This is a genomic window from Vibrio sp. YT-19(2023) (assembly GCF_033337395.1).
This window is the reverse complement of sequence record NZ_JAWOQN010001011.1, coordinates 1-544: the sequence shown is the minus strand read 5'-3', so window position 1 is coordinate 544 and position 544 is coordinate 1. Positions and strand designations below refer to the sequence as shown.

1 protein-coding gene is annotated in these 544 nt (G+C 48.3%); it reads left to right on the top strand.

What is annotated here, in order from left to right:
- The coding region (locus tag R7E78_RS29725; protein ID WP_318059092.1) for a phosphoenolpyruvate-utilizing N-terminal domain-containing protein at positions 1-544 on the top strand (544 nt) is incomplete at both ends.

The window sequence follows — 544 nt, the reverse complement described above, 5'->3', positions numbered from 1 at the left end:
CTCAAAACCGACGGTTCTTAAAGGCTTGCCTGCATCAACGGGTGTCGCCATCGGAGAGTTTTGGTTTGACAACACGCAGCCGAGTTTGTCGGACGTATTCCCGTCTTCCACGCTGGATAAAGAGCGAGAGCAAGAGCTGCTGCTGGTAGCGATTGAGCGTGCGCTGAATGACTTTCGCCGGATGCGGAAAAAGTTCGACAGCGAAATCAATAAAGATGCGTTAGCGATATTCGATTTGTTTACCCACTTGCTCAATGATCCAATGTTGCGCGGCGATCTTAAGAAACAGATTGAAAAAGGCGATCGAGCGGATTGGGCGTTGCGTCAGGTAGTCGAAACTTATTCAAACCGCTTTGCTCGTATGTCAGATGTCTATTTGCGTGAACGAGCACTAGATATCCGAGAGTTGGGGCAAAGGTTGCTGTATTTTCTGCATAACAGTGAGCAAGAGAATGCGGCCATCGATCGTCCTATCATCTTAGTGGCCAATGAGCTTACTGCGACTTTGTTAGCATCGGTGCCGAAAGAACATTTATTAGCGGTC